Origin of the sequence: Streptomyces sp. TLI_185 (assembly GCF_003814765.1) — a bacterium.
Lineage (GTDB): Bacteria > Actinomycetota > Actinomycetes > Streptomycetales > Streptomycetaceae > Streptomyces.
The window spans coordinates 5,719,005-5,740,482 of sequence record NZ_RKRB01000001.1 but is presented as its reverse complement, the minus strand read 5'-3'; the positions used below and the strand labels follow the sequence as shown (position 1 = coordinate 5,740,482).

The 21,478-nt window shown below is 71.0% G+C and carries 14 protein-coding genes, 1 tRNA gene and 1 pseudogene; 1 reads left to right on the top strand and 15 read right to left on the bottom strand.

Going from position 1 to position 21,478, the window contains the following annotated elements:
* Positions 1–228: 228 nt before the first annotated feature.
* The 12 genes from EDD92_RS26410 to bldG form a co-directional block, all read right to left on the bottom strand.
* Positions 229–1,131, bottom strand: coding sequence for a glycosyltransferase family 2 protein (locus tag EDD92_RS26410; RefSeq protein WP_123966591.1), 903 nt, complete (start codon positions 1,129–1,131; stop codon positions 229–231).
* Positions 1,132–1,459: 328 nt separating this feature from the next.
* Positions 1,460–1,536: transfer RNA gene (locus EDD92_RS26405), tRNA-Thr, on the bottom strand.
* Positions 1,537–1,643: 107 nt separating this feature from the next.
* Entirely contained in the window at positions 1,644–3,227 is a 1,584-nt protein-coding gene (locus EDD92_RS26400) for an alpha/beta hydrolase (protein ID WP_123966589.1), read from the bottom strand.
* Positions 3,228–3,333: 106 nt separating this feature from the next.
* Positions 3,334–4,539: a DNA polymerase III subunit delta' gene (locus EDD92_RS26395; protein ID WP_123966587.1), complete on the bottom strand. Its 1,206-nt coding sequence runs from the start codon at positions 4,537–4,539 to the stop codon at positions 3,334–3,336.
* Between the two features lie 382 nt (positions 4,540–4,921).
* Positions 4,922–8,134 carry a dTMP kinase gene (tmk, locus tag EDD92_RS26390; protein WP_123966585.1) on the bottom strand — a complete coding sequence of 1,071 codons (3,213 nt, stop codon included), beginning with the start codon at positions 8,132–8,134 and terminating at the stop codon, positions 4,922–4,924.
* Between the two features lie 152 nt (positions 8,135–8,286).
* On the bottom strand, positions 8,287–11,109 hold the full coding sequence (gene topA / locus EDD92_RS26385; protein WP_123966583.1) for a type I DNA topoisomerase: 2,823 nt from the start codon (positions 11,107–11,109) through the stop codon (positions 8,287–8,289).
* Between the two features lie 249 nt (positions 11,110–11,358).
* Positions 11,359–11,556, bottom strand: coding sequence for a hypothetical protein (locus tag EDD92_RS26380; protein WP_123966581.1), 198 nt, complete (start codon positions 11,554–11,556; stop codon positions 11,359–11,361).
* 375 nt (positions 11,557–11,931) lie between these two features.
* A complete protein-coding gene (locus tag EDD92_RS26375; protein WP_185124132.1) occupies positions 11,932–13,458 on the bottom strand; it encodes a class I SAM-dependent methyltransferase in 1,527 nt (508 codons plus the stop codon).
* Positions 13,459–13,501: 43 nt separating this feature from the next.
* A complete protein-coding gene (locus tag EDD92_RS26370; RefSeq protein ID WP_123966579.1) occupies positions 13,502–14,092 on the bottom strand; it encodes a small secreted protein in 591 nt (196 codons plus the stop codon).
* Between the two features lie 192 nt (positions 14,093–14,284).
* Positions 14,285–16,690, bottom strand: a complete 2,406-nt coding sequence (locus EDD92_RS26365; RefSeq protein ID WP_123966577.1) for a sodium-translocating pyrophosphatase — start codon at positions 16,688–16,690, stop codon at positions 14,285–14,287.
* Positions 16,691–16,999: 309 nt separating this feature from the next.
* Positions 17,000–17,431 carry an ATP-binding protein gene (locus tag EDD92_RS26360; protein ID WP_123966575.1) on the bottom strand — a complete coding sequence of 144 codons (432 nt, stop codon included), beginning with the start codon at positions 17,429–17,431 and terminating at the stop codon, positions 17,000–17,002.
* A gap of 119 nt (positions 17,432–17,550) precedes the next feature.
* Positions 17,551–17,892 (bottom strand): anti-sigma factor antagonist BldG, encoded by a 342-nt coding sequence (gene bldG / locus EDD92_RS26355; RefSeq protein ID WP_003975386.1) that lies wholly within the window; start codon positions 17,890–17,892, stop codon positions 17,551–17,553.
* Positions 17,893–18,053: 161 nt separating this feature from the next.
* On the opposite strand from bldG, the gene EDD92_RS26350 reads away from it, so the two are divergent.
* Positions 18,054–20,552 carry a DEAD/DEAH box helicase gene (locus EDD92_RS26350; RefSeq protein WP_260326767.1) on the top strand — a complete coding sequence of 833 codons (2,499 nt, stop codon included), beginning with the start codon at positions 18,054–18,056 and terminating at the stop codon, positions 20,550–20,552.
* On the opposite strand, the pseudogene EDD92_RS26345 reads toward EDD92_RS26350, so the two are convergent.
* From EDD92_RS26345 to EDD92_RS26335, 3 genes and pseudogenes are all read right to left on the bottom strand, one after another.
* Positions 20,479–20,892 (bottom strand): annotated as a pseudogene (locus tag EDD92_RS26345) (Rv3654c family TadE-like protein); the annotation flags it as partial. The gene EDD92_RS26350 and the pseudogene EDD92_RS26345 overlap by 74 nt on opposite strands.
* Entirely contained in the window at positions 20,889–21,254 is a 366-nt protein-coding gene (locus EDD92_RS26340) for a TadE family type IV pilus minor pilin (RefSeq protein WP_123966573.1), read from the bottom strand. The pseudogene EDD92_RS26345 and the gene EDD92_RS26340, both read right to left, overlap by 4 nt.
* Complete coding sequence (locus EDD92_RS26335) at positions 21,241–21,450, bottom strand: DUF4244 domain-containing protein (RefSeq protein ID WP_123966571.1); 210 nt, start codon at positions 21,448–21,450, stop codon at positions 21,241–21,243. The genes EDD92_RS26340 and EDD92_RS26335 overlap by 14 nt, the downstream gene beginning before the upstream one ends.
* Between the last annotated feature and the right edge of the window lie 28 nt (positions 21,451–21,478).

Sequence of the window (21,478 nt, the reverse complement as noted above, 5' to 3'; positions counted from 1 at the left end):
GCTTCGCGCCAGTCGGCCGAGGCCGGAACGGAGAACCGTTGGCCACATGTTAGCGATCCGTTGGTGCCACCTGATGTGATCACTTCATCGGATCTGGCCCGGGGGTGCGCGCGTAGAACGCGCAACTCGGGGGAGTGACGCCGCCGTGGCCGGATCCGTGGGACGTCAGAGGGTCCCGGTCGGCGGAGGTGAACGCCCGGGACCCTCGTCCCCTCCACCCGTTTCTCTTCAGATGACGGGCGGCCGCCCCAGCCGCGAGAGGCGCCACACGGTCCGCCACCGCATCGGCCGCCGCTCGCCCGCCGGTTCCCTGAGTCCCTCCACGAACCCGCCGAACCAGGCGCGCAGTCCGGCCCGCGAACGGGTCCGTACGAGCGTGAGCAGCGTCCAGATCCCCAGGTGTACGGGGATGAGCGGCAACGGCAGTCGGCGGCGGACGAGCCACACCCGGTTCCGGGCGTTCACCCGGTAGTAGATGGCGTGCCGGGCCGGCGAGGTCTTCGGGTGCCGGAGCAGCAGTTCGGGTGCGTACAGGATCCGCCAGCCGGCGTCGGCGGCCCGCCAGGCCAGGTCGGTCTCCTCGTGGGCGAAGAAGAACTCGGCGGGCCAGTCGCCGATCTCGTCCAGCATGGCGGTCCGCAAGCCGTGGCCGCCGCCGAGGAACCCGGTGACGTAACCGCCCCGCATCGGGTCGGAGGCGCCGACCCGGGGTACGTGCCGCTGCTGTGTCTCGCCGTGCTCGTCGGCGATACGGAAGCCCACGATGCCGAGCTTCGGGTCGGCCGCGAACAGGTCCCGCACCCGTCGCAGCACGTCGGCGTCGACGAGCAGCCCGTCGTCGTCCAGCTCCACCACGACGTCGATGTCCCCGAACTCCCGCAGCCGCGCCAGCGCCTGGTTCCGGCCGCCCGGGCAGCCGAGGTTCTCGTCGAGTTCCAGGAGGGTGACCTCGCCGGGCAACGACAGCCGTTCCGCGAAGTCGGGCAGCGGGCAGCCGTTGCCGACGATCACGATCCGCGCGGGCGCGAGGTCCTGCTTGGCCACGGACTCCAGCAGTGCGTCGACCTCGGCGGGCCTGTTTCCCATGGTCACCACGGCGACGGCGATCCTCGGCGCCTCGCTGTCCCGCATGCGCTTCACCCCATCCGGCCGCCGGAAACCCTCGGCCGCGATGCTAGCCGTTCACAGTGAGTACATGCTGAGTACGCCATCTCGTATGCCAAGTCTTGGGACGCCGAGCCGCCCGTCTCACCCGTCGGGCCCTGGTGGACCCCGCGTTGCACGTGCCCGGCATCTGCTCCGTGGGGGAGATCTGCGCGCCGGTGCAGTTGGTGACCACCCAGGTGCCCGTGCTCACCGCGAGGGTGGCGGTCCGGTCGACCGGAGCTCCCATCCGCGCACAAGAAAGACCCTCCACGATCTCCGTGAAGGGTCTTCAGGGCCCTGAGCTGGGCTTCGATGGAGCCGCCTTCGGGATTCGAACCCGAGACCTACGCATTACGAGTGCGTTGCTCTGGCCATCTGAGCTAAGGCGGCGCGCTGTCCGCACTATGGTGCGATCAGCAACGTCGGTAAGTCTACACAGTTTCGACGGGTGCTCCGTACCAGCCCCGGGTGGTGGCTCCGCGGGGCTGGTCGCAGGGCTATGAGCAGCGCTTTCCCTGGGTCGGAGGGGTTCCGCGGAGCAGGTATGCGTCGATCGTGGAGTCGATGCAGGTGCTGCCGCGGCCGAAGGCGGTGTGACCGTCGCCCTCGTAGGTGAGGAGGCGGGCCGAGGTGAGCTGGCGGGACAGGGACTGGGCCCAGCGGTACGGGGTCGCCGGGTCGCGGGTGGTGCCGACCACGACGATCGGGGCCGCGCCCTTCGCCTTGATGCGGTGCGGGGCGCCGGTGGGCTGCACCGGCCAGTACGCGCAGTTCAGGGAGGCCCAGGCGAGGCCCCTGCCGAAGACCGGCGAGGCCTTCTCGAAGGACGGGAGCGCCTTCTCCACCTGTTCGGGGCCGGCGAAGGCACCGGGGAGGTCCAGGCAGTTCACGGCGGCGTTGGCGGACATCAGGTTCGCGTAGCGGCCCTTGGCGTCGCGCTCGTAGTAGCTGTCGGAGAGGACGAGCAGGCCCGCGCCGTCCTTCTCCTTCATGGCCGAGGTCAGCGCCTCGCGCAGCTGTGCCCACGTGCCCTGGTCGTACATCGCCGCGATCACGCCGGTGATGGCGAGGGCCTCGCCGAGCTTGCGGCCGTCGGCGTCGCCGGTGGGGATGGGTTGCGCGTCCAGTTCCTTGAAGAAGGCGCTGAGGTTGTCGCCGACCTGGGCGGGCGTGGTGCCCTTGCGGCCGAGCGGGCAGTCGGGCTGCTGCACGCAGTCCTTCGCGAAGGACTGGAACGCCGTCTCGAATCCCGCGGTCTGGTCCAGGTTCAGTCGGCGGCTGCTCAGCGAGGGGTCCATCGCGCCGTCCAGCACCAGCCGGCCCACCCGGTCCGGGAAGAGTCCGGCGTACGTCGCCCCGAGGAACGTCCCGTACGACGCCCCCACATACGTCAGCTTCGAGTCCCCCAGCACCGCCCGCAGGATGTCCATGTCGCGGGCCGCCTCGACAGTGGAGACGTGCCGCAGCAGCTCCGCCGAGTGCTTCCCGCAGCTCTCCGCGAACTTCTGGTACGCGTCGACCAGTTCGGCCGTCTCCTCGGGGCTGTCCGGCGTGGTGTCCGTCTGTGTGTACGTGTCCATCTGCCGGCCGTCGAGGCATTCGACGGGCTCGCTGCGGGCGACGCCGCGCGGATCGACGGCGACCATGTCGTAGCGAGCACGGACCTCGGCCGGGTAGCCGACACCGGCGTACTGCTGCAGGTACCCGATCGCCGAGCCGCCCGGCCCGCCCGGGTTCACCAGCAGGGAACCGAGCGGCTTGCCCTTGCCGGTGGCCTTCTTGCGGGCGACAGCGAGCCGTACGTCCCCGGCGTCCGGCCTGACGTAGTCGAGAGGTGCCTTCATCGTGGCGCACTCGAAGCCCGCGGCACCGCAGGTGCGCCAGCTCAGCTTCTGCCCGTAGTAGGGCGAGAGAGAGGACGGTGTCGACCGCGGCAGCGCTGCCAGCACCGCATCCGCCGCAGTGCCGCCGGTGCTCGCGGTGCCTCCGGAGGAGCAGGCGGAGACGAGCAGTGCGGCCGCGGCGAGGAGGGTGGCTGCGGTTCTGGGACGGCAGGGACGGGAGCTGCGCCTGATGTACATCACGCGAGCGTAACTCTGTGCAGCCATTCAGATGCGTTCCGTGCACACCGTGGCTCGTACGAATTACCTCGTCAACTTCCCGTTGATCACCGGCCTTCGCGCGGGGTCAGCCCGCTCTGAGGGCCATCGTCATCGCCTCCACCGCCAGCAGCGGAGCCACATTGCGGTCGAGGGCCTCCCGGCAGGCGGCGATCGCCTCGATGCGGCGGAGGGTGGACTCGGGGGAGGCGGCGCGGGCGAGGCGCTCCAGCGTGTCCTCGGCGTCCGCGTTGGCGAGGGCCACGCGGGTGCCGAGCTGGAGGGCCAGGACGTCGCGGTAGAAGCCGGTGAGGTCGGTCAGGGCGAGGTCGAGGCTGTCGCGCTGCGTACGCGTTCTGCGCCGCTTCTGCTTGTCCTCCAGGTCCTTCATCACACCCGCCGTGCCGCGCGGCATCCGGCCGCCCTGGCCTGCGCCCATCGCCGTTTTCAGCTCCTCGGTCTCCTTGCCGTCCCGCTCCTCGGCGAGCTGCTTGGCGTCCTCGGCGGCCGCGTCCACGAGCTCCTGGGCAGCCTTGAGGCAGCCTCCGACGTCCTCGACGCGCAGCGGCAGCTTCAGGACGGCGGCGCGGCGCTCGCGGGCGGCCGGGTCGGTGGCCAGGCGGCGGGCCCGGTCCACGTGCCCCTGCGTGGCGCGGGCCGCCGCCGCGGCCACGGGCGGTTCGATGCCCTCCCGCCGTACGAGCATGTCGGCGACGGCGTCCACCGAAGGCGTGAGCAGGTTCAGGTGCCGGCAGCGGGAGCGGATGGTGGGCAGGACGTCCTCGATGGAGGGGGCGCACAACAGCCAGACCGTACGCGGGGCGGGCTCCTCCACGGCTTTCAGGACGGCGTTGGCGGACTTCTCGTTCAGCCGCTCGGCGTCCTCGACGAGGATGACCTGCCAGCGGCCGTTGGCCGGTGAGGTGAACGACTTGCGGACGGTGTCACGCATGTCGTCGGCGAGGATCTGCGTGCCCACGGCGGCCACGGTGGTGACGTCCGCGTGCGTGCCGACGAGGGCGGTGTGACATCCGTCGCAGAACCCGCAGCCCGGGACCCCGCCGAGCGCACGGTCGGGGCTGATGCACTGCAGCGCGGCGGCGAACGCCCGCGCCGCCTGGTTCCGCCCCGCCCCCGGCGGCCCCGTGAACAGCCAGGCGTGCGTCATCTTCGACGCCTCGGGCGGCGGCGTGCCGGCGGTGGCCGCGGTGACCAGCGCATCGGCGTCCCGGGCGGCGGCGCCGAGCTGCTCGGCCACCTTCTCCTGGCCGACGAGGTCGTCCCAGACGGTCATGCGCTCAACCCGCCCTTTCGTCACGTTTCACGTTGCGGGATCCATTGTGCGGGGCGGCACTGACAACGGCGGACGAGCGACCGCTGCCATCCCGGCCAGGAAGACCGGTCCGGCAGCTCCACGCCCTGGCACGACCGCACTGAGCAACAACTCAGCCGGTCAGTCAGTCGCATACCACCGACCGCCACACCCCCGCGCGCACGCCCGGCCGGCGGGCCAGACCCACGCCTCTGCGACGGCACCGAACCGCAAACCAGCCGGCCCACTACCAACCACCGGCACACCCCGGCACCGAGGCGGGGCGGGGCCGGCCCACCCTGCGGCCGCGCCGGGCAACGGGCCGGCGCCGCCCTCATCCCGGGCCGCGAGGTCCGCTCCGGCCTCAGCCCCGCCGTCCCCGGCCGCGCCTTCCGCGGCCCGCGCCGTCGTCGTGCTCGTCCTCGCGCGGGCCGAGCAGTTCGTCCGCCAGCGTCGGCAGGTCGTCCAGCGGTGTCTCCTCGGCCCAGTCCGAGCGCCCCCGTCGCCGGGGCTCGCCCTCGGCGTCGATCTGGGGCATCTCCCGCGTACGGTCCTCGGCACCGTCCGGCCGTGCGCCCGCGCGCTCGTCCCGGAACAGCCCCGGCGGCACTCGATGCGCAGGGTCCTCGCCCCGCACGGGAGGCAGCAGAGCGGTCTCCTCCTCCGCGCCGGACGGCACCGGCGGCAGCACAGCCGTCTCGTCGGCCGCTCCCGGCACGACCGGCGGCAGCACGGCCGTCTCGTCCGTCGCCCCCGCGGGAGCCGGCGGCTGCGGCAGCTTCGCCGTCACCTCGGACTCGGACTCGCCGCTCCGCGCCCCGTCCGGCTTCTCCTCCCGCACCGGCCGCAGCACCGCGGTCTCCTCCGCCGGGCCGCCCGACGCGTTCGTCGGTGTCACCACCGGCGTCGGCACCGTGGACGCCTCCGGCGGCACCGCGGGTGCCGCAGGCCGCCTGGGGCCCGCCTCCGCGGCGGCTGCGGCCTGCTCGGCGAGCCGCCTGGCCTCCTCGGCCCGCAGCAGCGCCTCCTCGGCCTTGCGCTGCTTCTCCAGGCGTCGCGCCTCGGCCTCGGCGTGCAGCCGCGCCTCTTCCTCTGCCTGCTTGCGCCGCCGGTCCTCCTCGGCCTTGCGGCGGGCCTCCTCCTCGGCGCGGGCCTTCTCCTCGGCGAGGAGACGTGCCTGCTCCTCCTCGGCACGGCGGCGCGCCTCCTCGGCGCGCTGCCGGGCCTCCTCCGCCTGCCGTTCGGCCTCGCGGCGCTGCGCCTCCTCCAGCTCGCGCCGCTTGCGCTCCTCCTCCTCGGCGCGCAGCCGCTCGAGCTGTTCCTGGCGCTCGCGCTCCAGCCGCTCCTCCTCGGCCTTGCGCGCGGCCTCCTCCTCGGCCTTGCGGCGGGCCTCTTCCTCGGCCTTCTTCCGCGCCTCTTCCTGGGCCTTCACCTCGGCCTCGGACAGCGGCAGCATCTGGTCGAGCCGGTGCCGTACGACGGTGGTGACGGCCTCGGGCTCCTGGCCCGCGTCCACCACCAGGTACCGCCCGGGGTCGGCCGCGGCCAGCGTGAGGAAACCGGACCGCACGCGCGCGTGGAACTCGGCCGGCTCCGACTCCAGCCGGTCCGGCGCCTCCGTGAACCGCTCGCGCGCGATGTCCGGCGAGACGTCGAGGAGCACGGTCAGATGCGGTACGAGTCCGTTCGTCGCCCAGCGGTTGATGCGGGCGATCTCGGTCGGGGACAGGTCACGGCCCGCCCCCTGGTAGGCCACCGAGGAGTCGATGTAGCGGTCGGAGATGACCACCGCGCCGCGCTCCAGCGCGGGCCGGACCACGGTGTCCACGTGTTCCGCACGGTCCGCCGCGTACAGCAGTGCCTCCGCCCGGTGGGACAGCCCCGCACTGGACACGTCCAGCAGGATCGACCGCAGCCGCTTGCCCACCGGCGTCGCCCCCGGCTCGCGGGTCAGCACGACCTCGTGGCCCTTGCCGCGGATCCACTCGGCGAGGGCCTCGGCCTGCGTGGACTTGCCCGCGCCGTCACCGCCCTCCAGGGCGATGAAGAAACCGGCGTCCGTGGGCGTCTGCACCGGGTCGTCGCCGCCCAGCAGCGCGTCCCGCAGGTCGTGCCGCAGCGGCACGCCCGACCGGTCGTCGACCTTGGCCAGCACCAGCGCGGCCACCGGCAGCAGCAGCGCCCCGACCAGCATCAGCGTGAACGCGGCGCCGCCGTGTGCGAACACGAACTTGCCGTTCTCCAGCCGGTGCGGCCCGATCCCCGCGGCCACCACGGGCGCGACCACCGCGCCGAGCGCCACACACACGCGTACCACCGCGTGCAGGTGCTCCGTCGTACGCGCCCGCCGGTAGTCCTCGGCCTCCTGGTCGAGCAGCGTGTGCCCGGTGTTGGCGGCCACGCCCGCGCCGATACCGGCCAGCGCGACGATCAGCATGACCGTGGTGACGTCCGGGACGAGCCCGGCGGCCAGCAGTGCGACGCCGGTGAAGGCGATCGCCAGCGCGAGCAGCCGGCGCCGCGACAGGGTCGGCAGCACGGAAGACGCCGTACGGATGCCGACGACGACACCGCCCGTCAGCGCGAGCACCAGCAGCCCGTACGTCACCGGGCCGCCGCCCAGATCCTTGGCGTGCAGCACGCAGACGGCGACGGCCGCGGAGATCGCACCGGCGACGGCGGCGGCCGAGAGCACCAGCAGCGGGATGGCGCCCGTGCGGCCCTTGTCCACGCCCGTGCCCGTCTTGGGGCGTCGCAGCCCCTCGAGCGGCGAACGCGCGCGCGGGGTGCGTGTGTCGGGCAGCTCCAGGAAGGTCACCACGGACAGGGACGCGGCGAACAGCCCGGCCGCCACATACGAGGCGAGGGCCGCCTGGTGCTGGTCGAACCAGGCGAGACCGGTGCCGAGGAGGTTGTTGAGCAGGCCCGCGACGACGAGCGCGGCAGCCGCCAGCGGGATCGCCACGAAACTCGTACGCAGCGACAGGCGGCGCAGGGCGTCCATGTGGTCCGGCAGCGGTCGTACCGTCGCGCCCTCCGGGGGCGGGGCCGGCAGCAGGGCGGGCGCCGCGCTCTCGCGGCAGACCGTCCAGAAGCGCTCGGCGACTCCGGTGACGAAAGCCGTGACCAGCAGCACGGCGAGCGCGTTGTCGGGCGTCCAGTCGATCCACAGCGGCGCGACGATCAGCGCGGCGACCCGGACGCCGTCGGCACCGACCATGGTCCAGCGGCGGTCGAGCGGGCCCTCCTGAGAGGTGAGCGAGGTCAGCGGTCCGAGCAGGACGGCTCCGAAGAGCAGCGTCGCCAGGATGCGTACGCCGAAAACGGTCGCCACTGCGAACGCCACGCCCCGGTACCCACCGCCGAACGAGCCCTCGGCGATCGCCGTCTGGAGGGCGAGGAGGACCAGCACGAGGAGGGCGAGGGTGTCGCCGACTCCGCCCACGAGCTGTGCGCTCCACAGCCGTCGCAACTGCGGTCGGCGCAGCAGGGCGCGGACGGCACGCTCGCGGGAGTCCGCGACAAGGGCGTCGTCGGGGGCCGGCTGGTGGGCCGTTGGCTGCTCGGCACGCGTCATGCATTCAGCCTATCGGGACCGACTGACAGCCCGGGGCGCGCGTGCGGACGTGCGCACGCCCCGACACCAAAGCGATATCGGGGCGTTCGTTTTGCGAAGCGTCCGTGGAGGAAGCTGCCTCGGCTCAGTCGTTCTGACTCGGTGGTCCCGACTCAGTCGTCCGACGCCGTCTTCGAAGCCGTCGCCTTCTTGGCGGCGGTCGTCTTGGCGGCCGTCTTCTTCGCAGCCGTCGTCGTCTTCTTCGCAGCCGTCTTCTTGGCGGCCGTCGCCTTCTTGGCCGGGGCCTTCTTCGCAGGCGCCTTCTTCGCCGTCTTCTTGGCGGGCGCCTTCGCCCGCTTCTCGGCGAGCAGTTCGAAGCCGCGCTCCGGGGTGATCTCCTCGACGCTGTCGCCGGAGCGCAGGGTCGCGTTGGTCTCCCCGTCGGTGACGTACGGCCCGAAGCGGCCGTCCTTGACCACGACCGGCTTCTCGCTGACCGGGTCGGTGCCCAGCTCCTTCAGCGGCGGCTTGGCGGCCGCGCGGCCACGCTGCTTGGGCTGCGAGTAGATCTGCAGCGCCTCTTCGAGCGTGATCGTGAAGAGCTGCTCCTCGGACTGCAGCGAACGCGAGTCCGTGCCCTTCTTCAGGTACGGCCCGTAGCGCCCGTTCTGCGCGGTGATCTCCTGGCCCTCGGCATCGGTGCCGACGACCCGCGGCAGCGACATCAGCTTGAGCGCGTCCTCGAGCGTCACCGTGTCCAGCGACATCGACTTGAACAGCGAGGCCGTACGCGGCTTCACGGCGTTCTTGCCGGTCTTCGGGGTGCCCTCGGGGAGCACCTCGGTGACGTACGGGCCGTAGCGGCCGTCCCGGGCGATGATCTGGTGGCCCGTCTGCGGGTCGGCACCGAGCTCGAAGTCGCCGCTCGGCTTGGCGAGCAGCTCCTCCGCAAACTCGACGCTCAGCTCGTCCGGGGCCAGGTCCTCGGGCACGTCGGCGCGCTGGTGGCCCTCTGCGTCCTTCTCGCCGCGCTCGATGTACGGGCCGTAGCGCCCGACGCGCAGCACGATGCCGTCGCCCACCGGGAACGACGACACCTCGCGCGCGTCGATCGCGCCCAGGTCGGTCACCAGCTCCTTGAGGCCGCCGAGGTGGTCCCCGTCGCCGTTGCCCGCCTCGGCCGCGTTGCCGTTGTCCGTGCCCTCGCCGAAGTAGAACCGCTTCAGCCACGGCACGGACTGCGCCTCGCCGCGGGCGATGCGGTCGAGGTCGTCCTCCATCTTGGCGGTGAAGTCGTAGTCGACGAGCCGCCCGAAGTGCTTCTCCAGGAGGTTGACCACTGCGAAGGACAGGAAGGACGGGACGAGTGCCGTGCCCTTCTTGAAGACATAGCCGCGGTCGAGGATCGTGCCGATGATCGACGCGTACGTCGACGGGCGGCCGATCTCGCGCTCTTCGAGCTCCTTGACCAGGCTGGCCTCGGTGTAACGGGCCGGGGGCTTGGTGGCATGCCCGTCGACCGTGATCTCCTCGGCGCTGAGCCGGTCGCCCTCGGCGACCTGCGGCAGCCGGCGCTCGCGGTCGTCCAGCTCTGCGTTCGGGTCGTCGGCGCCCTCGACGTAGGCCTTCAGGAAGCCGTGGAAGGTGATCGTCTTGCCGGACGCGCTGAACTCGACGTCACGGCCGTCGGCAGCCGCGCCACCGATCTTCACGGTGACAGAGTTGCCGGTCGCGTCCTTCATCTGGGAGGCGACGGTCCGCTTCCAGATCAACTCGTAGAGCTTGAACTGGTCGCCGGTCAGTCCGGTCTCCGCTGGCGTGCGGAAACGATCACCCGAGGGCCGGATCGCCTCGTGCGCCTCCTGCGCGTTCTTGACCTTGCCGGCGTACGTCCGCGGGGCCGACGGCAGGTAGTCGGCGCCGTACAGCTGCGTGACCTGCGCACGGGCGGCGGCCACGGCGGTGTCGCTCAGCGTCGTGGAGTCCGTACGCATGTAGGTGATGTAGCCGTTCTCGTACAGCTTCTGCGCGACCTGCATGGTGGCCTTCGCGCCGAAGCCGAGCTTGCGGCTCGCCTCCTGCTGCAGCGTCGTCGTACGGAACGGGGCGTACGGCGAGCGGCGGTACGGCTTGGACTCGACCGACCGCACCGAGAACTGCGTGTTCTCCAGGGCGGCGGCGAGGGCGCGGGCGTTCGCCTCGTCGAGGTGGAGGGTGTTCGCGCTCTTGAGTTGTCCCAGGGAGTCGAAGTCGCGGCCCTGCGCGACCCGCCTGCCGTCGACGGTCTGCAGGCGGGCGACCAGCGACGACGGGTCCGACGAATCCCCCGCGCGGCCGGTCGCGAAGGTGCCCGTCAGGTCCCAGTACTCGGCAGAACGAAACGCGATGCGCTCGCGTTCCCGCTCCACCACAAGTCGTGTCGCGACGGACTGGACGCGGCCGGCCGACAGCCGGGGCATGACCTTCTTCCACAGGACCGGCGAGACCTCGTAGCCGTAGAGACGGTCGAGGATGCGGCGGGTCTCCTGGGCGTCGACCATGCGCTTGTTGAGGTCGCGCGGGTTGGCGACGGCCTCGCGGATCGCGTCCTTGGTGATCTCGTGGAACACCATGCGCTTGACGGGGACCTTGGGCTTCAGCACCTCCAGGAGGTGCCACGCGATGGCCTCGCCCTCGCGGTCCTCATCGGTGGCGAGGAAGAGCTCGTCGGAGTCGGCGAGCAGGTCCTTGAGCTTCTTGACCTGGGCCCTCTTGTCGGCGTTGACCACATAGACCGGCTGGAAGTCGTGTTCGACGTCCACACCGAGTCGGCGGACCTCGCCGGTGTACTTCTCCGGCACCTCCGCGGCGCCGTTGGGAAGGTCGCGGATGTGCCCGACGCTCGCCTCGACGATGTAGCCGGGGCCGAGGTAGCCCTTGATCGTCTTCGCCTTGGCAGGCGACTCGACGATGACGAGTCGGCGGCCGCCGTGTGCGGTCTCGCTGGTCGGGGACAACTTCGCTCTTCTCTCCGGTCGACGCTGGGGCCTCCCCGGGGGTTTCTCGGTCCCGGGGGCGGGTCGTGGTGACGCTGCGGAGTGTGACGGTACATCCCGCCCCCGTGTCAAACGGGAAAAGCCCGCAACGGCCACTCGAACGGTAACCCGACTACCGCCATTCCTGCCGCCCGGAGTACCCACCGGTCTTTTCGAGCCTGTCCGGAGGATCACCTCTCAATTAACCAAGCCGCAGCTCCGGGGCGGCTTTCAGACCCGGGTCAGGCACCATGTTCCGAAGGCCAGCATGATCACCGAGGCAAGGCTGGCGAGGGTCGCCGATGCGACGGGGTTCACACCGTGGGCGACCGGCTTGCGGTGCCGTACCCGGGCCACCGTCCATGCCAGCAGCGCCCCTCCGAACAGGGCGAACACCACTCCCGCGAAGATCGCCGGTCCGCTCTCCATGGCCTTCCGTGCCCCATTTCTCCCGTTCGCGAGTGCCCAGCCCGGCGAGACTGACACGCGTGGGCGGCGCACAGGCGAACCCGGGGTGAACGCCGGGCCGACGGACCGGGAGACTCACCCGGAACCGGGACCCCGTCCGGCCCTCACCCATGGCCCCAGCCGTTCCCCTCCGCCACCCAGCCGTGCACGGTGCGCTCGGGCCACGGCGCCAAGGTCGACTCGAATTAGTTGCTGCCCAGCTTGTTCCCGCACAACTCGTTCGCTTTGCCGATGACCTTCTCGCAGCTCAATTTGCCGGGGGCACGAACCGCCGCTGTGACAGACCTGCAAATCCGTGCCCGCGTCCCGAAAACGGCCCCCTTGGGCGCCCGGCCCCTACGCCGGCTCGAGGAATCCCTGCTCCACCAGCAGTCTGATCTGCGCCGGCGTACGGTCGCGCAGCAACACCGGGTCCTCGCCGACCAGTTGGGCGATCGCGTCCAGGATGCGGCCCGCGCTCAGTGAACCGTCGCAGACGCCCGCGAAGCCCGCGCCCACCGTGTCCACCTTGGTGGCCCGGCGCATGCCGCGGTGCTGGCGCAGCACGACGTGCTCCGGGTCCTCGGCGCCGGGCAGTCCGACCTGCTCCTGGACGACCTCGGAGACGAGCCTGAAGTGCCCTTCCAGCAGGGCCGCGTCGTCATGCGCACGCAGATAGTCGAGACGGTCGAAGTGCGCCCGTACCGTGTCGCCGAGAGGCTGCTCGACCGGGTGCGGCCACTCCTCCACGATGATCGAGGGCACGGCAGCAGTCGTCCTGCGCAGGGTGATCCAGCCGAACCCGACGGCCTTCACCTTGCGCGCCTCGAACTCGTCCAGCCAGGCGTCGTAGCGCGCCTGGTACTCGGCCGGGTCGCCCCGGTGGTCACCGGCATCCCTGAGCCACAGCTCCGCGTACTGCGTGACGTCCTGGACCTCGCGCTGCACGATCCACGCGTCGCAGCCGCGCGGCACCCACGACCTGATCCTGTCCTGCCAGTCCTCCCCTTCGACGTGCTGCCAGTTGGCGAGGAACTGCGCGAACCCGCCCTCGTTCAGCCGCTCCCCCGCCCCTTGAACGATCGAGCGGCACAGATCGTCCCCGCCCATCCCGCCGTCCCGGTACGTCAGCCGCGCACCGGGCGAGATCACGAAGGGCGGGTTCGACACGATCAGGTCGTACGTCTCGTCGTCGCGCACCGGCTCGAACAGCGAGCCCTCGCGCAGATCGGCCGCGGGGGCGCCGGACAGCGCCAGCGTGAGCGCGGTGATGTGCAGCGCGCGCGGGTTGAGATCGGTCGCCGTCACGCGCGTGGCGTGCTGCGCGGCGTGCAGCGCCTGGATGCCGGAGCCGGTGCCGAGGTCCAGGGCCGCGGAGACGGGCGTACGGACGGTGATGCCCGCAAGGGTCGTGGACGCGCCACCGACGCCGAGGACGACCCCTTCGTCACGGCTGCCGATCCCGCCCGCTCCGCCGACCGCACACCCCAGGTCCGACACGATGAACCAGTCCTCGCCGCCGGGCCCGCCGTACGGCCGTACATCCACCGTCGCGGCCACCTCGTCCCCGCCGATACGCGCCAGCCAGCCGCTCTCCAGGCACTCCTCGACCGGCAGAACGTCGGCCACGCGCGCGTGCGGCACGGGTTGCTGCAGCAGGAACAGCCGTACGAGCACCTCCAGCGGCGTGTCCCCGCGCGTCGCCCGCAGCGCGGGCACGGTCTCGCTGCGCGCCAGCGCCGCGTACGCGGGGGCGCCGAGCAACTCGAGCAGCCCGTCGGCGGTGAAGGACGCCCCGAGGAGGGCGTCCCGCAGCCGGGCGGCGACGTCGGAACGGCCGGGAGCAGGGACAGCGGGCAGGGCGGGCAGACCTGAGGTACTCACGCCCCCATTGTGGCGGGGCCGAGGGGTCGGCTGCAGCTCCGGCTCAGCTCGCCGCCGGCGAGGGGGCGGTGGACGCGCTCTTGCAGCTGGCCTGCTTGGCCATCGCCTTGCCGACGTCGCCCGCCTCGAGGTTCTTGAGGGCGTCGTTGCCGCTCGTGCTCAGCTGGTCCAGCGAGGTCGCGATGCCCTTGAGGCCGTCGGCGAACTTGGCCTGGTCCTTGACGTCGAGCGCGTCGACCTTCTTCTGCAGCGCGGCGTACGACGCGGCGATGTCGTCGAGCTCCTTGACCGCGTCCGTCTGCTTCTTCGCACCGTTGTCGACATCGGGCGCCCCGGCCTTCTGGACCGCGTCGCCGATCGCCTTGTAGGCGTTCGACATGTCCTGGAAGGCCTGGGCGTCGGTCTTCCGGACGGCGTCCGGCGTGCTGTTGTCCGAGGTCTGCTTCTGGATCGCGGCGTTGGCGGCCTCGATCTTCTTGGCCTGCGGCTGCACCGCGTCGCAGACCTGCTTGGCCCAGGCATCCAGCTTGTCATTGCCCTTGTCGCTGGTGCAGCCGGACAGCGCCAGTACCAGTACCGCACCGCCGGACAGTGCGGCCGCGAGCTTCTTGTTCACCGGATTGGTCCCTTCCATGGCTCTCGGCCCCGGAACATACACGCCGGGCGGGTGAAAGCCGCATGCCGAACGACGACTATGACACCTTTTGTGACTAATTACACCAGGCGAGAGAAGGCTCACGGTGAGGGTGTGAAAACACGAGGCGGGCGGGCGACGCGTCAACACGCGCCGCCCGCCCGCCTCTTGAGCCGGACCTCGTGGGGCCGCCTACGAAACCACCGCAGGATCGGCCGACTTGGCCACCCGCTCGGCGCCGCCCTCGTCACCCACGGCGATCCCGCGCCGCTTGGAGACGTACACCGCTCCGACGATGACGATCAGGGCGAGGACCGCGATCGCGATCCGTACCCCGATGTTCTTGTCGTCGCCGTAACTGAACTTGATCACCGCGGGTGCGATGAGCAGCGACACGAGGTTCATCACCTTGAGCAGCGGGTTGATCGCGGGACCCGCGGTGTCCTTGAAGGGGTCGCCGACGGTGTCGCCGATCACCGTCGCGGCATGGGCCTCGCTGCCCTTGCCGCCATGGTGGCCGTCCTCGACGAGCTTCTTGGCGTTGTCCCAGGCCCCGCCGGAGTTGGCGAGGAACACCGCCATCAGCGTGCCCGCGCCGATCGCACCGGCGAGGAACGCGCCGAGGGCGCCGACCCCGAGCGTGAACCCGATGAAGATGGGCGCCAGCACGGCGAGCAGACCGGGCGTGGTGAGTTCTCGCAGCGCGTCCTTGGTGCAGATGTCGACGACGCGCCCGTACTCCGGCTTCTCGGTGTAGTCCATGATGCCGGGGTGCTCGCGGAACTGCCGCCGCACCTCGTAGACCACGGAACCCGCCGACCGCGACACCGCGTTGATCGCCAGCCCCGAGAAGAGGAAGACGACCGCCGCGCCCGCGATGAGGCCGACGAGGTTGTTGGGCTGCGAGATGTCCATCATCAGGCTCATCGGGGCGCCCGCTCCGGCGAGCTTCTCGCCGACGTCCTGCGCGCCGGTCGTGATCGCGTCACGGTACGACCCGAAGAGCGCCGATGCCGCGAGGACCGCGGTGGCGATGGCGATGCCCTTGGTGATGGCCTTGGTGGTGTTGCCGACCGCGTCCAGGTTGGTGAGCACCTGGGCGCCCGCGCCCGTGACGTCGCCGGACATCTCGGCGATGCCCTGCGCGTTGTCGGAGACGGGCCCGAAGGTGTCCATCGCGACGATCACGCCGACGGTGGTGAGCAGGCCGGTACCGGCCAGCGCTACAGCGAACAGCGCGAGCATGATCGACGTACCGCCGAGCAGGAACGCCCCGTACACGCCGAGGCCGATCAGCAGGGCGGTGTAGACGGCCGATTCCAGACCCACCGAGATACCGGCGAGGACGACGGTGGCCGGGCCGGTCAGCGAGGTCTTGCCGATGTCCATGACAGGGCGACGGTTGGTCTCGGTGAAGTAGCCGGTCAACTGCTGGATCACAGCGGCCAGCACGATGCCGATCGCCACCGCGACGACCGCGAGGATCCGCGGATCGCCGTCCTTGGCCTTGATGGCGGCATCGGTGACGCCGTCGAGGTCCGAGTACTTGGACGGGAGATAGATGAAGACAGCCGCCGCCACCAGCACGAGCGAGATCGCCGCGGAGATGAAGAAGCCCCGGTTGATCGCGGTCATGCCACTGCGGTCGGCCCGGCGCGGGGCGACCGCGAAGATGCCGATCATGGCGGTGACGACACCGATCGCGGGCACGATCAGCGGGAAGGCCAGTCCGGAGTCGCCGAAGGCCACCTTGCCGAGGATCAGCGCGGCGACCAGGGTCACGGCGTACGACTCGAACAGGTCGGCCGCCATGCCCGCGCAGTCGCCGACGTTGTCGCCCACGTTGTCGGCGATGGTCGCGGCATTGCGCGGGTCGTCCTCCGGAATGCCCTGCTCGACCTTGCCGACCAGGTCGGCGCCGACGTCGGCGGCCTTGGTGAAGATGCCGCCGCCGACACGCATGAACATGGCGATCAGGGCGGCCCCGAGGCCGAAGCCTTCGAGCACTTTCGGCGCGTCGGCCGCGTACACCAGCACCACGCAGGAGGCGCCCAGCAGACCGAGCCCCACCGTGAACATGCCGACGACGCCGCCCGTACGGAAAGCGATCTTCATGGCTTTGTGCGAGACGGCGGTGAGATCCTTTTCCGGCTCACCCTCCGCCGGGGTCGCTTCCCGGGCCGCCGCGGCGACACGGACATTGCTGCGCACGGCGAGCCACATGCCGATATAGCCGGTGGCTGCCGAGAACGCCGCACCGATCAGAAAGAAGATCGATCGTCCGGCGCGCTGATTCCAGTCGTCCGCGGGCAACAGCATGAGCAGGAAGAACACGACCACGGCGAATACGCCGAGCGTGCGCAGCTGCCTGGCCAGATAGGCGTTCGCACCTTCCTGAATCGCCGTCGCGATCTTCTTCATACTGTCTGTGCCCTCGCCCGCCGCGAGCACCTGGCGTACCAGGATGCCTGCGACCACGAGCGCGGCCAGCGCGACGACTCCGATGATCATCACGATGATCCGGTTGTCGTCCGTCAGTACCGCGGCTGCGAGGGTTGTGGGGTGGTCAAACTGATGAGGGGTAGAAAGCCCCGCCATTCGTCCTCCTTGACGCCTGTGCTGAGCTCAAGATGTGGACGGATTCTAGGTACCCGCACCTGATCAAAACAGAGCACGGTAAACGGAATTAGCCTTCACATGCTCTTCAGCAAATGATCGACGTCACGCCACAGAACCCGAAAGAGGTAATGCCTCAAAGGCATTGACGCCTGCATTGACGCTTGATCGAATTATCGCGTGATCAGTCACGCATATGATCGTGAATTCCTTCACTAATTCCCGGGAGCGGCCGGAAAAGCACCAAGGGCCCTGCTGAGCAGGGCCCTTGGGACGTCGTACGAAGGTGAGTCAGGTGAGCACCGCGGTGGGTGGCGTGGTCGGCCAGGTCATGCGGATCAGCCCGCCGTGCGCGCCGGCGGTGACCTCCACGTCGTCAACGAGGCCGCTGATGACCGCGAGGCCCATCTCGTCCTCCTCGGTCTCCACGTCCTCACCGGCCGAGCCAGGCGCCCCGTCTCCGGCGGACGAGCGCGGTGCCTCGTCGCCGACCTCGATGGAGAACTGTTTCTCCTCCTCGACCAGCTGCACCTTCACCGGCGAGGTGATCCCGGCGCTCTGGTGCAGTCCGACGGCACGGCTGCAGGCCTCGCCGACGGCGAGTCTGACCTCGTCGAGGACGGCCTCGTCCACTCCGGCCCTGCGCGCCACCGCTGCCGCCACCAGTCGGGCGGTCCTGACGTGCTCGGGCAGCGCGCTGAAGCGGAGTTCAACGGTGGCCATGCATCCCCCTCGGAACTTCGGGCGTGCTGTCGGGGGACCGGGCTGCCGAAAGCCCGGACCCCCTGCATTGAACTTCTTCCGCCTGGGGAGCGGTCCTTTCCCGCTCCGTGGGGCGGTGGTCAGTCGGTGGCCGCCACCGCTTCCTCGACCGAGGTGTGGATCGGGAACACCTTGGTGAGGCCGGTGATGCGGAAGATCTTCAGAATGCGCTCCTGGTTGCAGACCAGGCGCAGCGAGCCCTCATGGGCACGCACCCGCTTCAGGCCGCCGACCAGCACGCCGAGCCCGGTGGAGTCGAGGAAGTCCACGCCCTCCATGTCGACGACGAGGTGGAAACTCCCGTCGTTCACCAGCTCGACCAGCTGCTCACGCAGCTTGGGCGCGGTATATACGTCGATTTCGCCACCGACCTCGACGACCGTACGATCGCCGACGGTACGGGTCGACAGGGACAGGTCCACGGATCCTCCAGCACCTTGCTACTCGAGCGGTCGCCCCTCGGGACACCTCGGCAGAGCCCCCGGAACGGTTCGCCAGCCGCGATGGCATTCAATCACTTACGGCAGGCGTGCACGACGCCTTGGTCCCATTGTCCGTCACGCCAGTGACACACTCGGTGCCGATGGCCAAGAATCACCGATCCGATCGATCCCCGACGGAGCCCGCTTCCCGGCTCGCACCGGGCACGATCCTGGGCCGGCTCGCCTCCGGGCCGAGCCGGGCTTCGCGCATCACTCATACGGAGCACTTGCCCCCGCGCGAGGGTCGCCATGCCGTCTGGCCTGACCGGATTCGCCCGGAGGTCATCGCCGCGGTGCAGGCGTGCGGCATCGAGGACCCCTGGGCCCACCAGGCACGGGCCGCCGAGCACGCGCTGGACGGCGACTCGGTGGTCGTCGCCACGGGCACGGCGTCCGGCAAGTCCCTGGCGTATCTGGTCCCGGTGCTCTCGACGCTCCTGGACGGCTCCGAGGCCCCGAACGGCCGCGGGACCACCGCCCTCTATCTGGCTCCCACGAAGGCTCTTGCGGCGGACCAGTGCCGATCCGTGAAGGAACTTTCACAACCTCTCGGAAATGCCGTACGTCCTGCGGTGTACGACGGGGACACGCCCTTCGAGGAACGCGAATGGGTCCGCCAGTACGCGAACTACGTCCTGACCAACCCGGACATGCTGCACCGCGGCATACTGCCGTCCCACCCCCGCTGGTCCTCCTTCCTGAAGTCGCTGAAGTACGTCGTCATCGACGAGTGCCACACCTACCGCGGTGTCTTCGGCTCACACGTCGCCCAGGTGCTGCGCCGCCTGCGCCGTCTGTGCGCCCGCTACGGGGCCTCCCCGGTCTTCCTGCTGGCCTCCGCGACCGCCGCGGAGCCCTCGGTCGCCGCCCGCCGCCTGACCGGCCTCCCGGTGGTCGAGGTGGCCGACGACGCCTCACCGCGCGGTGAACTGGTGTTCGCCCTCTGGGAGCCCCCGCTCACCGAGCTGCAGGGCGAGAAGGGTGCCCCCGTCCGCCGTACCGCCACCGCCGAGACGGCGGACCTGCTGACCGACCTCGCCGTGCAGGGGGTCCGGTCGGTCGCCTTCGTGCGGTCCCGGCGCGGCGCCGAGCTGATCTCGGTGATCGCCCAGGAGCGCCTCGCCGAGGTCGACCGCTCCCTCGCCCGGCGTGTCGCGGCGTACCGCGGCGGCTATCTCCCCGAGGAGCGCCGCGCCCTCGAACAGGCCCTGCACTCCGGCGAACTCCTCGGTCTCGCCGCGACCACCGCGCTCGAACTCGGCATCGACGTCTCGGGGCTGGACGCCGTGGTGATCGCCGGCTATCCGGGCACCCGCGCCTCCCTGTGGCAGCAGGCGGGCCGCGCGGGCCGTTCCGGGCAGGGCGCCCTGGCGGTCCTGGTCGCCCGCGACGACCCGCTGGACACCTTCCTCGTCCACCACCCCGAGGCCCTGTTCGACCAGCCCGTGGAGTCCACGGTCCTCGATCCCGACAACCCGTACGTCCTGGCCCCGCACCTGTGCGCGGCCGCCGCTGAACTGCCGCTCACCGACGAGGACTTCGAACTCTTCGGCCCCGCCTGCGAGGAACTCCTGCCGCAGTTGGAGGCCGCAAAGCTGCTCCGTCGCCGTACGAAGGCCTGGCACTGGACGCGCCGGGAACGGGCCGCCGACCTCACCGACATCCGCGGCGAGGGCGGCCGACCGGTCCAGGTCGTCGAGTCCGGTACGGGCCGCCTGCTCGGCACGGTCGACGCGGGCGCCGCCCACACGACCGTCCACGAGGGCGCGGTCCACCTCCACCAGGGCCGTACGTATCTCGTACGCTCCCTGGACCTGGAGGACTCGGTGGCCCTGGTCACGGAGGCGAGCCCCTCGTACTCGACGGTCGCCCGCGACACGACGTCCATCACCGTCCTGGAGACGGACACCGAGATTCCCTGGGGCGACGGACGCCTTTGCTACGGCTCCGTCGAGGTCACCAACCAAGTGGTCTCCTTCCTGCGTCGACGGCTCATCACCGGTGAAGTGCTCGGCGAGACGAAACTCGACCTCCCTCCCCGTACGCTGCGCACGCGCGCCGTGTGGTGGACGGTCACCGAGGACCAGCTGGACGAGGCCCGGATCAACCCCGAGATCCTCGGCGGCGCCCTGCACGCCGCCGAGCACGCGTCGATCGGCATGCTGCCCCTCTTCGCGACCTGCGACCGCTGGGACATCGGCGGAGTCTCCGTCCCGCTGCACCCCGACACCCTCCTCCCCACGGTCTTCGTCTACGACGGCCACCCGGGCGGCGCGGGATTCGCTGAGCGCGCCTTCCACACCGCCCGCGCCTGGCTCACCGCCACCCGCCAGGCCATCGCCTCCTGCGAGTGCGAAGCCGGCTGCCCGTCCTGCATCCAGTCCCCCAAGTGCGGCAACGGCAACGATCCGCTGCACAAGAGGGGGGCGGTGCGGTTGCTCACGGTGCTTTTGCGGGGGGCGCCACAGGAGAAGGCAGAGCCTGTCGCGGGGGTGCCGGAGGGGCAGGCCGAGACTGGGCCGGGGGCGCCGGAGGAGCAGGCCGGGGCAGAGCCTGGCCCGGGAGCTCCGGCGACCCCGCAGGTCCCGCCCGTGCCCTGACCTCCGCCGCGAACGGCCCCCGCCCCGACGCCGCAGTCACGTCCGAGACCTCGCCGACGATCACGCACCGCACCAGCCGCGTGCCCTGCGCCCGCGCGACCCGGCCGGCCCGGGCGCAGGCCGCCGCGGTGTCGTCCGCCCAGTGGTCCGCCGCCGCGAGCGCCGCGAGGTCCGCACCGCCCGCCGCACGGTGCCGGACCACGACGGCCTGCCCCAGGGCGAGCACAACCCCGAACACCACGCACAGCACGGTGATCGCACCGACGCTCCAGACGGTGGCGGAACCGCGGTCCCCGCCCTGGAGGACGGCCCACCGGCGTCCGGAGAAGCCGCCGGTCACGGCCCCACCCCCACGGTCTCCTCCACCGCGGCCACGGCCTCCTCCCGTACGTCGAAGGGCAGACCGCGCAGCATCGGCGGCCTGGCCACCACGACCACGCGGACCTGGTCCCCCTCCCGGTCGACCGTGACCCTCGCGCCCCGAGGGGCAGCCTCACGGGCCACCTGGACGACCTTGTCACCCGGGTCCTGGCGGGCCGCCGCACGGGCCCCGGTCCGCGCCGCGTCCACGCACTGGATCTGCGCGGCCACGACCAGCAGCGCCCACACCAGGGCCATCGCGAACATCACCAGCACGGGCAGCACCATGGCCGACTCCGCCGTCACGAACCCCCTGTCCCCGCCCTGCTCACATCTGCGCATCGAGCGCCCGCTTCACGATGTCCTGCAGCTCCGCGCTGACCTGCCCGCTCGTCACCACCTTGTAGAGGACCACCGCGAACGCCACCGCCGCCACGATCCCCATCGCGTACTCCGAGGTGACCATCCCCGCGTCCCTGCGCGCCGCACGCGCCCTGCACACCAGGGCACGCAGCCGCGCCCGTACCGCCTTGCACATCTCAACCCCCGTGAGGTTCAGTCCTGTT

What these genes read in the sequence shown, in the direction of transcription:
- EDD92_RS26370 (WP_123966579.1), bottom strand. Translation starts at nt 14,092, where the DNA reads ATGGAAGGGACCAATCCGGTGAACAAGAAGCTCGCGGCCGCACTGTCC.
- EDD92_RS26395 (WP_123966587.1), bottom strand. Translation starts at nt 4,539, where the DNA reads ATGACCGTCTGGGACGACCTCGTCGGCCAGGAGAAGGTGGCCGAGCAG.
- EDD92_RS26380 (WP_123966581.1), bottom strand. Translation starts at nt 11,556, where the DNA reads ATGGAGAGCGGACCGGCGATCTTCGCGGGAGTGGTGTTCGCCCTGTTC.
- tmk (WP_123966585.1), bottom strand. Translation starts at nt 8,134, where the DNA reads ATGACGCGTGCCGAGCAGCCAACGGCCCACCAGCCGGCCCCCGACGAC.
- EDD92_RS26340 (WP_123966573.1), bottom strand. Translation starts at nt 21,254, where the DNA reads ATGCGCAGATGTGAGCAGGGCGGGGACAGGGGGTTCGTGACGGCGGAG.
- EDD92_RS26410 (WP_123966591.1), bottom strand. Translation starts at nt 1,131, where the DNA reads ATGCGGGACAGCGAGGCGCCGAGGATCGCCGTCGCCGTGGTGACCATG.
- EDD92_RS26365 (WP_123966577.1), bottom strand. Translation starts at nt 16,690, where the DNA reads ATGGCGGGGCTTTCTACCCCTCATCAGTTTGACCACCCCACAACCCTC.
- EDD92_RS26350 (WP_260326767.1), top strand. Translation starts at nt 18,054, where the DNA reads ATGGCCAAGAATCACCGATCCGATCGATCCCCGACGGAGCCCGCTTCC.
- EDD92_RS26335 (WP_123966571.1), bottom strand. Translation starts at nt 21,450, where the DNA reads ATGTGCAAGGCGGTACGGGCGCGGCTGCGTGCCCTGGTGTGCAGGGCG.
- EDD92_RS26400 (WP_123966589.1), bottom strand. Translation starts at nt 3,227, where the DNA reads ATGTACATCAGGCGCAGCTCCCGTCCCTGCCGTCCCAGAACCGCAGCC.
- EDD92_RS26360 (WP_123966575.1), bottom strand. Translation starts at nt 17,431, where the DNA reads ATGGCCACCGTTGAACTCCGCTTCAGCGCGCTGCCCGAGCACGTCAGG.